The sequence below is a fragment of the Stenotrophomonas sp. GbtcB23 genome, assembly GCF_019091045.1.
Lineage (GTDB): Bacteria > Pseudomonadota > Gammaproteobacteria > Xanthomonadales > Xanthomonadaceae > Stenotrophomonas > Stenotrophomonas rhizophila_A.
Genome location: NZ_JAGXKC010000004.1, coordinates 31,939 through 44,468, shown reverse-complemented (window position 1 = coordinate 44,468; position 12,530 = coordinate 31,939). Strand labels below are relative to the sequence as shown.

13 protein-coding genes are annotated in these 12,530 nt (G+C 65.1%); 4 read left to right on the top strand and 9 right to left on the bottom strand.

The window, feature by feature from the left end; all coding sequences use genetic code 11:
- Positions 1 to 9: 9 nt before the first annotated feature.
- From KVS69_RS02790 to KVS69_RS02780, 3 genes are read right to left on the bottom strand one after another with little or no spacing between them, the layout of a single operon-like run.
- Complete coding sequence (locus tag KVS69_RS02790) at positions 10 to 585, bottom strand: gluconate 2-dehydrogenase subunit 3 family protein (protein WP_217536693.1); 576 nt, start codon at positions 583 to 585, stop codon at positions 10 to 12.
- Positions 585 to 2,270, bottom strand: coding sequence for a GMC family oxidoreductase (locus KVS69_RS02785; RefSeq protein WP_184125209.1), 1,686 nt, complete (start codon positions 2,268 to 2,270; stop codon positions 585 to 587). Before KVS69_RS02785 ends, KVS69_RS02790 begins: the two co-directional genes overlap by 1 nt.
- 31 nt (positions 2,271 to 2,301) lie before the next feature.
- Positions 2,302 to 3,198, bottom strand: a complete 897-nt coding sequence (locus KVS69_RS02780) for a TIM barrel protein (protein WP_254621996.1) — start codon at positions 3,196 to 3,198, stop codon at positions 2,302 to 2,304.
- A 209-nt stretch (positions 3,199 to 3,407) separates the two neighbouring features.
- On the opposite strand from KVS69_RS02780, the gene KVS69_RS02775 reads away from it, so the two are divergent.
- Complete coding sequence (locus tag KVS69_RS02775) at positions 3,408 to 3,578, top strand: hypothetical protein (RefSeq protein ID WP_217536690.1); 171 nt, start codon at positions 3,408 to 3,410, stop codon at positions 3,576 to 3,578.
- Positions 3,579 to 3,700: 122 nt separating this feature from the next.
- Positions 3,701 to 4,090 (top strand): hypothetical protein, encoded by a 390-nt coding sequence (locus KVS69_RS02770; protein WP_217536676.1) that lies wholly within the window; start codon positions 3,701 to 3,703, stop codon positions 4,088 to 4,090.
- 81 nt (positions 4,091 to 4,171) lie between these two features.
- Here KVS69_RS02770 and KVS69_RS02765 read toward each other — a convergent pair whose 3' ends face one another.
- Positions 4,172 to 4,741: a single-stranded DNA-binding protein gene (locus tag KVS69_RS02765; protein ID WP_217536673.1), complete on the bottom strand. Its 570-nt coding sequence runs from the start codon at positions 4,739 to 4,741 to the stop codon at positions 4,172 to 4,174.
- A gap of 140 nt (positions 4,742 to 4,881) precedes the next feature.
- Positions 4,882 to 5,502, bottom strand: a complete 621-nt coding sequence (locus KVS69_RS02760) for a hypothetical protein (RefSeq protein ID WP_217536647.1) — start codon at positions 5,500 to 5,502, stop codon at positions 4,882 to 4,884.
- A gap of 30 nt (positions 5,503 to 5,532) precedes the next feature.
- Between KVS69_RS02760 and KVS69_RS02755 the strand changes: the two genes are divergently transcribed.
- A complete protein-coding gene (locus KVS69_RS02755) occupies positions 5,533 to 6,120 on the top strand; it encodes a hypothetical protein (protein ID WP_217536644.1) in 588 nt (195 codons plus the stop codon).
- A gap of 57 nt (positions 6,121 to 6,177) precedes the next feature.
- Positions 6,178 to 7,212, top strand: coding sequence for a LacI family DNA-binding transcriptional regulator (locus KVS69_RS02750; RefSeq protein WP_068849979.1), 1,035 nt, complete (start codon positions 6,178 to 6,180; stop codon positions 7,210 to 7,212).
- 404 nt (positions 7,213 to 7,616) lie between these two features.
- On the opposite strand, the gene KVS69_RS02745 is transcribed toward KVS69_RS02750, so the two are convergent.
- The 4 genes from KVS69_RS02745 to KVS69_RS02730 all read right to left on the bottom strand — a co-directional run bounded on the left by KVS69_RS02745 (position 7,617) and on the right by KVS69_RS02730 (position 12,490).
- Complete coding sequence (locus tag KVS69_RS02745; RefSeq protein WP_254621995.1) at positions 7,617 to 8,669, bottom strand: DUF5694 domain-containing protein; 1,053 nt, start codon at positions 8,667 to 8,669, stop codon at positions 7,617 to 7,619.
- A gap of 92 nt (positions 8,670 to 8,761) precedes the next feature.
- Positions 8,762 to 10,492, bottom strand: coding sequence for an ATP-binding protein (locus tag KVS69_RS02740; RefSeq protein WP_210131737.1), 1,731 nt, complete (start codon positions 10,490 to 10,492; stop codon positions 8,762 to 8,764).
- Positions 10,482 to 11,981: an ATPase domain-containing protein gene (locus KVS69_RS02735; protein ID WP_217536641.1), complete on the bottom strand. Its 1,500-nt coding sequence runs from the start codon at positions 11,979 to 11,981 to the stop codon at positions 10,482 to 10,484. The genes KVS69_RS02740 and KVS69_RS02735 overlap by 11 nt, the downstream gene beginning before the upstream one ends.
- A 128-nt stretch (positions 11,982 to 12,109) precedes the next feature.
- Entirely contained in the window at positions 12,110 to 12,490 is a 381-nt protein-coding gene (locus KVS69_RS02730; RefSeq protein WP_217536638.1) for an SseB family protein, read from the bottom strand.
- Positions 12,491 to 12,530: the final 40 nt, after the last annotated feature.

Sequence of the window (12,530 nt, the reverse complement as noted above, 5' to 3'; positions counted from 1 at the left end):
GGTTCCTCATCAGCTGGTGCCCCACGCGGGGGTACCGGGGACATAGGCCAGGTCGCCGTCGTAGCGACCCGGCACGGCGACGTACTGCAGCGTTTCGGTTGCCCCCACCTTCGAGGTGAAGAAACCGAAGATGGCCAGCTGCTTGATCATCGTGAAGTAGTGCGGCGTCGCTTCACCGCCTTCGGCGGTACCGGTCTCGCTCACCTCGGTGGCGCGTTTCCGGGCCTGCGCATCCAGCGTACGCAGCAGCTCGGTGCGGGCCTGCGGTGCGAGCGCCACGAAGCGTCCACCTGCACGTTTGTCGATGTCGGCCAGGCCGGCATGGAATGCGGCCTGCTGCTGGGCGGTGTAGCAGTCGGTGACGAACCGCGCCATGAACGCACCGGCACCGGCGTCCTTGGCCCCCGGTGTTTTCGTGCGCGGCAGGATGGTTTCTGCGATCTCGTCCAGCGTGCCGATATCGGCTTCGGAGAAGGCGGTCTTCGACCCCGCCACCGGCGCCTGGCCACTGGCGAGCGCGGGCAGGCCGACCAGGGCTGCGCCCGTGGCGGCGACGATCATCTTCAACAGGTCGCGACGTTCCATTACAGGTTCCCCGCTTTCAGCTCGCGCACCGCATGGTCGGCCGCACGCGCGGTCAGCGCCATGTAGGTCAGCGAGGGATTCACGCAGGCGCTGGAGGTCATGCAGGCACCGTCGGTCACGTACACGTTGGGCGCATCCCAGACCTGGTTGTGCTGGTTCAGCACGGAGTTCTTCCGGTCACGGCCCATGCGTGCGGTGCCCATTTCATGGATGCCCTTGCCCGGCGCGTAGTCGTTGTCGTGCATCTCCACGTCCTTGACCCCGGCGGCCTCCAGCATTTCGGCGGCATCGGCGGCCATGTCCTTGCGCATGGCCTTCTCGTTCGCGCGCATGGAAACGTCCATCGCCAACACCGGCAGCCCCCACTTGTCCTTGCGGTCAGGGTCGAGGCGGATCGTGTTGTCGTGGTGCGGCAGCATTTCGCCGAAGCCGGTCATGCCGATGCGCCAGTCGCCCGGCACGGTCAGCGCCTCCTTCAGGTCGGCGCCGATGTTGAGTTCGGCGATCTCGCGCGACCAGCCGTTGCGGCTGGCGCCGCCCTGGTAGCCGAACCCGCGCGTGTAGCCACGCCTGTCGCCGCCGACGTTGCGGAAACGGGGAATGTAGAAGCCGCAGGGGCGCCGGCCGAAGTAGTACTTGTCATCGTACCCTTCGACCCGGCCGGAGGCACCGGCGCCGAAATGATGGTCCATCACGTTGTGGCCCAGCTCGCCGGACGACGAGCCCAGCCCGCCTTCCCACACGTCGGTGGCCGAGTTCATCAGCAGCCAGGTCGAGTTGAAGGAGGAGGCGTTGAGGAAGATCACCTTGGCCGTGTACGTGTAGGTCTGCCCGGTCTCGGCATCGATCACCTCCACGCCGCGCGCCCGCTTGCGGTCCTTGTCGTAGAGCACTTCCTTGACGATCGAGAACGGCCGCAAGGTGAGGTTGCCGGTCTTCATGGCCGCGGGCAGCGTTGCCGACTGGGTCGAGAAGTAGGCGCCGAACGGACAGCCCAGGATGCACTTGTTGCGGTACTGGCAGTTGACGCGGCCCTGCTCGGGCTTGGGCTGGGTGATGTTGGCGGTGCGCGAATGGATCATGTGCCGGGTGCCACCGAAGGCCTGCTTGATACGCGCGGCCACGTCCTTCTCGACAATGTTCAGTGGAATCGGCGGCAGGAACTCGCCATCGGGCAGCACGTCCAACCCTTCGCGCGTGCCGGCGATGCCGGCAAACTTCTCCACGTGGTCGTACCAGGGCGCGATGTCGGCGTAACGGATCGGCCAATCGGTGGCGATGCCATCCTTGAGGTTGGCCTGGAAATCCAGGTCCGACAAACGATAGCTCTGCCGCCCCCACATCAACGAGCGTCCGCCGACGTGATACCCACGGAACCAGTCGAAGCGCTTGGTCTCGATGTAGGGCGAGTCCTGTTCGTCGGCCCACATTCCCTCGAGGTTCTCGGCCAGCGCGTAGTCGCGCATCAGTACCGGAAAGGCGGCCTTCATCGCCTGGGTGGGCCGGTTGCGGTGCGGGAAGTCCCACGGTTCCTTCATCGCATTGACGTAGTCCTTCACGTGTTCGATGTTGCGACCGCGTTCCAGCATGAGGACCTTGAGGCCTTTCTCGGTCAGTTCCTTCGCCGCCCAACCGCCACTGATGCCGGAGCCGACGACGATTGCGTCGTAATGATTGTCTGCCATGGGTTCTACTTCACCTGGGTGGATATCAATTTCAGACGTCGCAGAGGCGGATCGCCTCGCGCAGCGAACCGATGGGATCGGGTGCCGCAGGCATGAACTCCTGCGCCAGATACCCATCGAAACCGGTGTCGCGGATCGCGCGACAGATGGCGGGATACTGGAGCTCCTGCTGGTCTCCAATCTCGTGCCGGCCCGGCACGCCCGCGGTGTGGTAATGCTTGAAATGCGCGTGATGCCGGCCGATGGTGGCGATGATGTCGCCCTCCATGATCTGCATGTGGTAAATGTCGTACAGCAGGCCGAAGTGATCCGAGCCGAGCCGTTGGCACAGTTCAACGCCCCATGCGGAGTGATCGCACAGGTAGTCCGGGTGATCGACCCGGGAGTTCAGCAGCTCCATCACCAGCACCACGCCGCGCTTCTCGGCATGCCCGAGGATGCGCTTGAGCCCGGCTTCGGCATGCGCTAAGCCCTCCTGCGGGTCCATACCGTTGCGGTTGCCGGAAAAACAGATGAGATTGCGGTAGCCGGCATCGGCGACCAGGTCGATGTGCCGGGTATAGCGCTCCACCAATTGGTCGTGGAACTGGCGGCCGGCAAAGCCCTTGGTCAGGCCCAGCTCCGCGCCGTTGCACATCGAGCTGTACACGCCGTGTGCCTTCAGCGTGGGCCAGTCCTCCGGCCCCACCAGGTCGATGGCGGCGAACCCGATGCCCTTTACCGTCTGGCAGAGCTGGGCCACCGACAACTGGGGGAAGGTCCAGCGGGCGACCGAATGCTTCAGGTTGCCCTTGAGCGGCGCGGTGGCGGCCATCGCGGGCGTCACGCCTGCGGTTGCCAGGCCAACGCTTCCGGCGACCGCAATGCGCAGCGCATCGCGCCGCGTAAGGCGCGCGCCTTGGATCGATCCAATCGAATGGTCGGGCATCCGCTTTCCGGCCTCCCAACCGGTATCAAACGCAACTATTCACTGCAATGCAATCGATTGCACCATAGAGGAGTAGTTCGTTTTTTTGCAAGACGCAGTGCACGAAAAATAATGCTGCACGGCACAACGTCAAATACTGCACGTTGCTCATTTAACCTTCCGCTGAGTTGGGGAGTTGGAGCCGGTCGAGTCCTACCGGGATGAGGATCGTGCAAAAAAAAGCAGGCGATACAGCAGACACGGCGAGAATGATGGGCTCAGCGCTGTGCGCCTCAAGCTGGCTGATCGCCGGCAAGTTTTCCAAGGTCATCTTCGCCATCTGTTACCAGAAGAAAGCGAACCCGCCCACGTCGATCACCTACGGGAAAGTAAGCACATGACCATCGGGAGCTACACACTGGCGCTGGCTCTTCTGACAATGTCCGTTTGTGTTGACGCTTCGGAAGCTGTGGAGACGAGCTCACCGGTAAGTGCCGCCTACAAGTGCGGGAGCGATACAGGCATGACCATCATCGCAGCGACAGCCGATTTCTCCACGTCCGCACCGGGACCGGACAAAGACGGCTATCAGCGCGCGCGAACAGGCAGGCAGACGTTCCGATGCAAGGGTGGGCCAAGCGTTTCAGTCGTGGTGTTGCCACCGCAGGAAACAGGAGAATGCGGCGCGGATGGACGGGTGGTCATCACCGACATCACACCTCCCGGTGGGGGCAAGGGCACCGAGCTGATCGAGTTCAACAGACGGTGTTTCTTCAACGATTACATTACGAGAATACGCATTTTCAAGCAGGATTCGCACTACTCGATAGAGCGTTGTTCGGAGACGAACAGGTTAAACAAACAGGCATTTGTCGGCTGCACGACCACGTCCCTTTCCCCTGCCAGAAACTGATCAATTCGGCGGCCCGGAATGCACGAAGCCCCGGATGGCGCAGGGCCTCCCGGGGCTTCGTGAGTAGACGCGTCAGGTCGATCAGAACGGAATGTCGTCGTCCGCGAAGTCGTCCATTGGCGGAGCCGACTGCTGCGGCTGCTGCTGCGGGCGCTGCTGCTGGCCGTAGCCACCACCGCCACCGCCGCGCTGACCACCACCGCCACCACCGCCGTATTCCTGGCGCGGGGCCTGCTGGCGCTGCGGACGCTCGCCGCCGCCGTAGTTGCCACCACCACCACCACCACCGCCACCGCCACCGCCGCCGCCGCCTTCACCGCGGCCGCCCAGCATCTGCATTTCGTCGGCGATGATGTCGGTGGAGTACTTCTCCACGCCATCCTGGCCGGTGTACTTGTCGTAGCGCAGGCTGCCTTCGACGTAGACGGAGCTGCCCTTGCGCAGGTATTCGCCGGCAATTTCGCCGAGCTTGCCAAAGAACACCACGCGGTGCCATTCGGTGCGCTCCTGCTGGTTGCCATCCTTGTCCTTGCGGACGCTGGTGGTGGCCAGGCTGATGCGGGTGATCGCCATGCCGCCTTGGGTGTACTTCACGTCCGGGTCGTTGCCGAGGTTGCCGACCAGGATGACTTTATTGATGCCGCGCGCCATAGGGTTGCTCTTCCGTTGTCCGAGGGCAGGCCCGACAGATATCACACTCTGTTCGGTGCCGATACGGGGGCTGCCCTGCGTGTGATCTGGGTAGGGTTGCAGAACGGGGCATTCTACCATCCCTGCTCGCCCGGCCCCTGTCAGGATCGCCCCCGCTGGAGGTCGGATTCCTGCCAAACCCTTGTCAGGATTGGGCCTGTGCCCGGTTGCGCCGCCGGCTGAGGCAACCTCGGCGGGGGTCCAGCCGGTCCCCGGGCTTGACGCGTGCCTGGATCCCCTTCAGGCATCACGATCAGCAGAGGGACGGGAGGAACATGTGTCCACGCGCCGTCCGGCGCTTCATCGCTGCGATAGCCGACGGGGAGACGTAAGGCGACCCTGTAGCCCGCTCCTGGCGCGAGGCGATAGCTCTTGTCCAGCGCGACTTCCACGCTGAACGTGCCACCAGCAGGCAGGGAGAGAAGAGTTGGGACGGCTGGCAACCTGTCCATGAGGATTCCGACGTACTCGGCTTCAGCTCCATCCGGCAGCGTCACCACGAAGAAATCGTCCAACAGCATTCCGCGCGCATTCGGCTGCGGAAGACCGGAACCGCACACCACTGCAGCCCGGTCACCCACATTGACAAGTTTCAGTTTGATCGAGGCTCCGCGCCCACCGCTCACCGGGAGGATCTCGGCCTTCAGGCGGGCGTCGGCGATTGCATTGGCGCTGCATCCCAATGCCACCGCCAGCAGCGTTACCCTGATCGGCAGATTCATGCCATCTCCCTTGTTCGTCCGTGAGCATCGATGAACCAATTACCACGAACCCCACCCCACGCCAACAGGCAGGAAATCTACGTCAGCACCGATGTGGAGGCCGATGGCCCCATTCCCGGCCCGCATTCCATGCTGAGCTTCGGGTCGGCGGCGTATCTGGCCGACAAGACCCTGCTCACGACCTTTTCGGCCAATCTGAACACGCTCCCGGAGGCGCAGGGCCATCCCGAGACCATGGCGTGGTGGGCGACCCAACCAGTGGCGTGGGCGGCCTGCCGGCGCGATTGCGAGGCGCCGGAGGCGGCGATGCGCCGCTACGTCGCGTGGCTGAAGGCGTTGCCGGGCAAGCCGGTGTTCGTGGCGTATCCGGCGGGGTACGACTTCCTGTTCGTGTACTGGTACCTGATGCGGTTCGCCGGGGAGAGCCCGTTTTCGCACTCAGCGCTGGATATCAAGACCTTTGCCATGGCGATGCTGAAGAAGGACTACCGCAGCGTCACCAAGCGGAGCATGCCCAAGCGCTGGTTCGACCGGCTGCCGCATACCCACGTGGCGCTGGATGATGCGATTGAACAGGGTGCGCTGTTCTGCAACATGCTGGCCGAAAACCGGGGGTAAAACCACGGTCCCACGTCCCATGGCATCATGGCTTCCGTCGTCCCCGCCCTACCCTCCATGACCATCCGCGGCAAAGCCACTTCCCTGGATATCGCCCACCTGGCCGGGGTTTCCCAGCCCACGGTGTCGCGGGCGCTGCGTGGCAGCCCGATGGTGAACCAGGAAACCCGCGAGCGGATCCTGAAGATCGCCCGGGAGCTGAACTACAAGGTGGACAAGAACGCCTCCAGCCTGCGCCTGCGCAATGCCGGCACGCTGGCGCTGCTGTTCTTCGAGGATCCCACCAACGACGATTCCCTGATCAACCCGTTCTTCCACGCCATGCTGGGCTCGATCACCCGCGCCTGCGCGCTGCGCGGCTACGACCTGCTGGTGTCGTTCCAGCAGCTGTCCACCGACTGGCAGGCCGATTACGAAGACAGCAACAAGGCCGATGGCATCATCCTGCTCGGCTATGGTGACTACCACGAGTCACGCGAGCGGTTGCAGCGGCTGGTGGAACAAGGCACCCATTTCGTGCGTTGGGGTGCAGCCCTGCCGGACCAACCCGGGGTGTCGATCGGCTGCGACAATTTCCAGGGCGGCTTCGATATCACCGCCCACCTGCTCGACCAGGGCTGCCAGCGCATCGCCTTTGTTGGCCACGCATCCAGTCACTACCCCGAATTCGAGGAACGTTACCGCGGCTATGTGGCCGCGATGACCGAACGCGGCGTGCCGGTGGACCCGGCATTGCAGTTCGATGCGATTACGACCGAGCTTTCCGGCTACGACGCCTGCCAAGCGCTGCTGGCCGATGGACAGCCCATTGATGCGGTGTTCGCGGCCAGCGACCTGATCGCCATCGGCGCGATGCGGGCATTGCGCGAGCATGGCCTGCGCATTCCCCAGGATGTGGCGCTGGCCGGGTTCGACGATATTCCGCTGGCGGCGTCGGTATCGCCCACCCTGTCGACCGTGCAGCAGGACACCAAGCAGGCCGGCCAGCTGCTGGTGGAGCGCCTGCTCGCGCTGATCCAGGGCGAGCCGGTGGAAAGCCAGACCATTCCGGTAAAGCTGGTACTGCGGGAATCGTCGCTGGCCGGGCGCTGAGCCCGAGCCATTGCGATCCGGTCTAGCTTTTTCGCGGCAGAACGACACGGCAGTAGAGGTACCCCAACACGGCCATCGCAATCGCTGGCCACGTGGCGGCCGCGATTCCGTACAACCATGCGTTTCGTCGCTGGGCCTGCGCGGCCTTCCCCAAGTGCCGTGCGGTGTTGAGGTTGATAACCCAAGCAGCCAAGAGGCAAAGATCGGGGCTGTAGCCGAGTTCGCCAAGCACCAATCCCAGCGCAGCGGCGCCAAGCACTGAAACGACGAGACTTACCAGAGCTGCCTGCAAGTGGCGATGGGCCATCTGGTCCCGCGCTTCGTCATCCCTCAATTCCGTCGCCACGCTGCCCCCTGATTCCCCCGGTAGCCCGCGACCGTTGGTCGTGGGCGAAACCGCGAGATTACCTCAGCACCTGCTCCGCATCCACGATGTCCACCCCCTGCATCTGGCCCAGCCACTGGTCGAACCACGGCTTGTGCGAGGCACCGACCACCGACAGCACGCGCACGCCCGGGCGTTCGCGGAACGTCTGCTGGATGTTGGCCACCATGCGCAGGTTGCGGATCTCCCAGCCGCTGACCCAGATCTGCGGGTAATGCTCGACTGATGTTGCACGCAGCGTGGCGCCGACGTTGACATCGGTCAGTACATTCAGCCGTTCAGGCGCATTGATGAAGCGGTACAGCGGCAGCAGGTCGCGCGCTTTCGCCAGCCTGTCCTCGATGGCGGTGTTCTTGTCCAGCTCTGCCTTGCCAGCGTTCCACGCCTGTTCCAGCGAGGTGCCGAACGCCTTGGGATCCTTGACCTGGATGTTGTCGCCCGTGTGGTCGTCGATGGCGTACACGCGAGGCAGGCCCAGTCGCGCGGCCAGCTGCGCGGCGATCAGGTAGCTCTCGTTCTGGCGGGTGGCGATGGTGTCCAGCAGGGCAACCAGCGTGGCATCCAATCCATCGCCAGCGCGGCGCTCCACCGGGGGCAGCTGCAGCCATTGGGTGTAGGCCGAGGCCCGCTCGTTGGCGGCCAGCATCCATGCGGCCAACTGGCGGCGCTGGGCTGGCGTGGGTGCCTTCGGCCACGTGTCGAGGGCGGCGTTGATCTTCTCAATCGCGGCCGGGATCTGCAGGCCGGTGGCCGTGCGCGCCACGTCGGTGCTGGCGCAGTAGTCCGGTCCATAGACGCTGGCATGGCGATCGGCAAGATCGCACTGCTCACCGCTGATGGCTTCCACGGTGATGATGTCCGGCTTGTAGACGGCCAGCTTGTCCAGCAGGGGACCGAGGGAACCGGGCTGGACGCCGCCTTCCACCTCGCTCAGGTGCACACTGCCCAGCACCAGCACCTGGGTGCGCGGGCCGGTCATTTCCCGGTCGAGCGTCGCCAGATCGACCGGCACCGCGGCCAGCGATGGAAAGGCGGAAACCAACAGCGTTGCGATCCATAACCTGCGTTGCATGCCACCACCCTCAATCCATCGATGCAGACAGTGTGGGTCACCATGGACCCTGCCGACGCGTGACGGTGGTCAGGGTGCCGTTGGTCAGGGTCTCAGGCGCTGGCGTCACTGACGGCATCGGCCAGCGCGCTGCGCACCGCGTCGCTGAAGGCCTCGAGCAGGAACGGTTTGGCGATCATGCTCATGCCGGGCTCGAGGAAGGCCGAGCGCTCCTGCGCCTTCTCCGCGTAGCCAGTCATGAACAGCACCGGCAGCTCGCTCCGCGACTGGCGGGCGATCTCGGCCAGCTGGCGGCCGTTCATGCCCGGCAGGCCGACGTCGGTGACCAGCAGGTCCAGCCGCCGCGTTGACGCCAGCACCGGCAGCGCGCCGTCGGCATCGCCCACCACCTCCACCGTGTAACCCAGGTCTTCCAGCACCACCGTCACCAGCATCCGCACCTGCGGATCGTCTTCGACCACCAAGATCGACTGTCCCGCACCCAGTGCCACCGGCGCCGCGTCCGCGGCCGGCTCCGGCTCGGCGTCGGCTTCCACCTGCGGAATGAACAGCGAGATCGTGGTGCCCTGCCCTGGCGTTGAATCGATGGCGATATGGCCGCCGGACTGCTGCATGAAGCCATACACCATGGACATGCCCAGGCCGGTGCCCTTGCCGATCGGCTTGGTGGTGAAGAACGGCTCGAAGGCGCGCTCCACCACTTCCGGCGGCATGCCGGTGCCGGTGTCGGAAACCGCAACCACGGCGTAATCGCCTGCGGGCACGCTGGCGCGCTCGCCATCGGCCAGCCGCAGCGGGAAGGTACGCAGCGCCAGCTCACCTCCGTTGGGCATCGCATCGCGTGCATTGATGGCCAGGTTCAACAGCGCGCTTTCGAACTGGTTGGTGTCCAGCGCCGCGTGCAGCGGTGCCGGCGCTTCTTCGGTACGGATACGAACGCTCTCGCCCAGCGTGCTGCGCAGCAGGTGCTGCATCGCGCCGACCAGTGCGTTGAGTTCGACCGGCCGCGCGTCCAGCGACTGCCGGCGCGAGAATGCCAGCAGGCGCTGGGTCAAGGCGGCGGCGCGCTGGCTGGAGGTGGTGGCCGCATCCAGGAAGCGCTCCAGATCATCCGTGCGCCCCAGCTCCAACCGCATCCGCACGATATCCAGCGCCGACAGGATGCCGGTCAGCATGTTGTTGAAGTCATGCGCGATGCCGCCGGTCAGCTGGCCGATCGCCTCCATCTTCTGCGACTGCCGCAGTGCCGCTTCGCTGGCCTCGCGCGCGGCCATCTGTGCTTCGAGCTCACGGGTGCGCTCGGCGACCACCGTTTCCAGCTCCAGTGCATGCTGGCGGCTGGCTTCCAGTGCCGCTTTCGCGCTGCGCTCCAGCGCACTGCGGCTGTCGGCCAGCGCACGCATCTGGTCGCGCACCAGGAACTGCTTCTCGCGCGCACGCAGCGCGCCCTGCACGGCGCTGAGCAGCGACATGCCGCCCAGCGGCCGATCCAGTTCCACCACGTTGACCGTGCGCGGCAGCAGGCTGTCAAACGGCGAACGACGGTGCGCACGCGGGGAGCGCAGCAGGATGACGGGCAGGTCCGACCAGGCAGGCTGGGCGGAGAGGCGTTGCAGCAGGCAATCGGTACCACGGGCGATGGCTTCTTCGGTGATCAGCACCACGCCGGCCTGGTCATCAAGCGCAGCGGCCAGGTCGTCCAGGGTATCGGCCGGCCGGGTGGCCAGCCCTGCGCCATCCAGCACCGACGCAATGCTGGCCGCATCGCGGCCGAACGGGGCGACGATATGGACAACGCCGCCGCGCCCGGGGTCATCCTGCATAGGGATGGGCCAGCAGGGATGCCGTATCGCCCACGAACTCCGGGGTGCCGGTGAGGATGCCCTTGAATTCGTTCAGCGGCGCGCTGAGTGCCAGGCCCCTGCCGTTAATCTTGAGCTCGCGGATGGTGTCTTCGTGGGCGCCGCCGCGGTTCTTGATCACCGAGATCGCCTTGCGGATGCGCCCCTGTGCCTCGAAGAAGCGGAACAGGATCACCGCATCGGCGATGTAGGACACGTTGAGATTGCCGGTGGACATCGTACCCACCAGGCCGTGCTGCGGGTTGATCAGGAACGTGGCCACGCCCTTCTGGTTGAGGTAGGACAGCATTTCATGCAGCTGCAGCATCAGCTGCTTCTCCTGCGGCATTGCGGCCACGTAGCCGTTGAGGCTGTCGATCACCAGCACGCTGCAGCCGCGCTGCTCCACGGCCTTGCGCACGTTCCAGGAGAACTCACCGGGCGAGATCTCGGCCGGGTCGATCTGCACGATCTCCAGCAAGCCCGAGGCCAGGTGCGACCCCAGGTCGATATCCAGCGCCTTCGCGCGGGCCAGCAACGTGCCCACCCGCTCGTCGAATTCGAAGATGCAGCACCTCTCGCCGCGCTCGCAGGCGGCCCACACATACTGCAGCGCCACGTTGGTCTTGCCGCTGCCGGCCGGACCGGTCAACAGGGTGCTGGTGCCGCGCAACGGGCCGCCGCCGAGCAGGTTGTCGATTTCCGCCACGCCGCTGCCGAGGGTCTCCCCGCCGAAGTCGTCATGGTGGTGCGAGGCGATCAGCCGCGGAAACACTTCCAGCCCGCCGGTGCGGATGGCAATGTCATGGTAGCCGGCAACGAAATCCACGCCGCGCAGCTTCTGCACCTGCATCCGGCGCCTCGCTGCGCCAAAGTCCAGGGTCAGCCGTTCCAGCGAAATCACGCCGTGGCAGAGGCTGTGCAGCTGCCCGTCGCGATCATCGGCGCCCGAGGTCAGGTCGTCCACCAGGAGCACGGTGGCGCTCTTGGGCGCGAAGAACTGCTTCAGGGCCAGGATCTGGCGGCGGTAGCGCAGCGAGTCCTGGGCCAGCAGGCGCAGCTCGGACAGCGAATCGAACACCACCCGGTTGGGCCGGATGCGATCCACTTCGCCGAGGACCAGCTTTACCGTTTCATCCAGCTCGACTTCCCACGAATGCAGGACCGACTGCAGCCGGCCATTGCCCAGCGCATCTTCGGCCGAGCCGAGCTCGAACAGGTGCAGGCCCTCCAGCGACCAGCCATGCGCACTGGCCACCTCGCGCAGCTCCTCCGCCGTTTCCGAGAGGGTCACGTACAGGCAGCGTTCGCCCTGTTTCAGGCCCTGCAGCAGGAACTGCAGGGACAGCGTGGTCTTGCCCGAGCCGGGCGGGCCTTCCAACAGGTAGAGGCGCCCCTGCGGCAAGCCGCCACTGAGGATGGTATCCAGGCCCTGTACACCGGTGGTGACGCGCGACGACTCTGTCTGCATGAAAGACCCCTGTTTTGCGGCGGAGTCTAGCAACCAGCACTGTGTAGAGATTGTGTGATCGACATCTCTACATTAAGTCCACTTCAGCAATGTGCAAACCGCGTGGAGCGGGAACTGCAGGCCATCCCTCAGGCGAAATCCTTCAGGATCTCGCCGATGCCTGCCGGGGACAGTTCCAAGCCGAGCGAGGTGCCCGGATTGACCACCACGCCATAGCCGCCGGGTACGCGCTTGAGCACCTCCAGCATCTGCATGCGGATCGTGTGCGGCGCCTGCTGGCTGTGGAAGCCGACCCGCTCCATGTGGGTGAACACCGCCACGTGCAGGGTGCCCTGCTTGTCGAACAGCAGCGGGTCGAAGCCGCTGCCGTCGGGGGTGACCAGGCTGCCGGTGAGCAGCACCACGTCCGAGGCGACGAAGGCCTTCATGAAAGCGCCGATCGGGGTCTTCCCGTCCATGGCGGATTGCAGAAGGGCTTCGATCGGGGTCAGTGGGGTGAGGTAGTTCATGGGGCGATTCTACCCGGTCGGCAGCCACCGACCGTTGGTC

Excerpts from the sequence above, each read along its gene's own strand:
- KVS69_RS02790 (WP_217536693.1), bottom strand. The coding sequence starts at position 585 with ATGGAACGTCGCGACCTGTTGAAGATGATCGTCGCCGCCACGGGCGCA.
- KVS69_RS02785 (WP_184125209.1), bottom strand. The coding sequence starts at position 2,270 with ATGGCAGACAATCATTACGACGCAATCGTCGTCGGCTCCGGCATCAGT.
- KVS69_RS02780 (WP_254621996.1), bottom strand. The coding sequence starts at position 3,198 with ATGCCCGACCATTCGATTGGATCGATCCAAGGCGCGCGCCTTACGCGG.
- KVS69_RS02770 (WP_217536676.1), top strand. The coding sequence starts at position 3,701 with ATGACCATCATCGCAGCGACAGCCGATTTCTCCACGTCCGCACCGGGA.
- KVS69_RS02765 (WP_217536673.1), bottom strand. The coding sequence starts at position 4,741 with ATGGCGCGCGGCATCAATAAAGTCATCCTGGTCGGCAACCTCGGCAAC.
- KVS69_RS02760 (WP_217536647.1), bottom strand. The coding sequence starts at position 5,502 with ATGAATCTGCCGATCAGGGTAACGCTGCTGGCGGTGGCATTGGGATGC.
- KVS69_RS02755 (WP_217536644.1), top strand. The coding sequence starts at position 5,533 with ATGAACCAATTACCACGAACCCCACCCCACGCCAACAGGCAGGAAATC.
- KVS69_RS02750 (WP_068849979.1), top strand. The coding sequence starts at position 6,178 with ATGACCATCCGCGGCAAAGCCACTTCCCTGGATATCGCCCACCTGGCC.
- KVS69_RS02745 (WP_254621995.1), bottom strand. The coding sequence starts at position 8,669 with ATGCAACGCAGGTTATGGATCGCAACGCTGTTGGTTTCCGCCTTTCCA.
- KVS69_RS02740 (WP_210131737.1), bottom strand. The coding sequence starts at position 10,492 with ATGCAGGATGACCCCGGGCGCGGCGGCGTTGTCCATATCGTCGCCCCG.
- KVS69_RS02735 (WP_217536641.1), bottom strand. The coding sequence starts at position 11,981 with ATGCAGACAGAGTCGTCGCGCGTCACCACCGGTGTACAGGGCCTGGAT.
- KVS69_RS02730 (WP_217536638.1), bottom strand. The coding sequence starts at position 12,490 with ATGAACTACCTCACCCCACTGACCCCGATCGAAGCCCTTCTGCAATCC.